General features: G+C 67.7%; 1 protein-coding gene. It reads right to left on the reverse strand.

Annotated features, from left to right (window positions below; translation table 11 throughout):
- Positions 1-991 (reverse strand): IS481 family transposase (locus CYJ76_RS11425; RefSeq protein ID WP_101850151.1); only part of this gene is annotated, 991 nt, incomplete at its 3' end.
- Positions 992-1,069 lie beyond the last annotated feature (78 nt).

Here is a 1,069-nt window from a genome sequence, read left to right on the forward strand (position 1 = left end):
TGTGATGTCCAGCCAGGTTGTTGAGGCGGCTGACTGGCGGGGCTCCGATCGCGGAGTGGACCCGGTGGTGATTGTAGAAGTGGATCCAGCCGGGGAGGGCGTCGCGGCGTTCGGTCTCTGAGGTGTAGAGCTTGGCGTAGGCCCACCCGTCGGCCAGGGTGCGGTGGAAACGTTCGATCTTCCCGTTGGTCTGCGGTCGATACGGGCGGGTCCGTTTGGCAGTGATGCCCAGCTCGGTGCAGGCCTGGCTCCACGCGGCGGACCTGTACGCCGAGCCGTTGTCCGACAGCACCCGTTCTACCGTGACGCCACGCTCGGCGAACCACGCGACGGCCCGGCGCAGCACACCGATAGCGGTCTCCTTGCGTTCATCGGCGTGCATCTCGACGTAGGCGATCCTGGTGTGGTCATCGATCACGGTGTGCAGGTGTCCCACCCCGAGCCTGGGCTGGTACCGGTGGTCGCGGGTGCCTTCCCGGTCGGAGGTCGCCGCACGGTGCTTCAGGCCCTGCTGCCGCCCCACGAAGCGGTGCCCACCCCCGTCAGGGATCCGCCCGAACTTCGTGACGTCGACGTGGATCAGTGACCCGGGGTGAGGGTGCTCGTACCGGCGGACTGGTTCGCCGGTGACCCGGTCGATGCGGGCCAGCCGGTTCAGTCGGCAGCGCACGAGCACGGCATGGACCGTGGAGGCCGGCATGCCCAGCTCACCGGCGATCTGCACCGGGCCGAGCCGGCGTCGCCACCTGGCCTTCACGATCTTCTTCACCACCGCTGGTGGGGTCTTGGTCGGCATCACGTGGGGCCGGCTGGTGCGATCTGTCATTCCGGCCGCTCCCTCGGCCCGGTACCGGGCAGCCCACTTGCGGGCCGTGGGCGGTGAGACCAAGAACATCTTGGCTGCCACGGCCACTGGCCAACCCTCCTGGACGATGAGCTTGGCCAGGCGCAAACGAGCGCGAGGAGTCAGAGCAGCGTTAGCGTGGGACACGAAGGCCTCCTAGGTGCGTGCAGCGGTTCTTAGACAGCTCCACTCTCGCAACAGGAGGCCTTCACCTGTCAGCGAGTC

The organism is Kytococcus schroeteri, from assembly GCF_002847825.1.
Taxonomy (GTDB): Bacteria; Actinomycetota; Actinomycetes; order Actinomycetales; family Dermatophilaceae; genus Kytococcus; species Kytococcus schroeteri.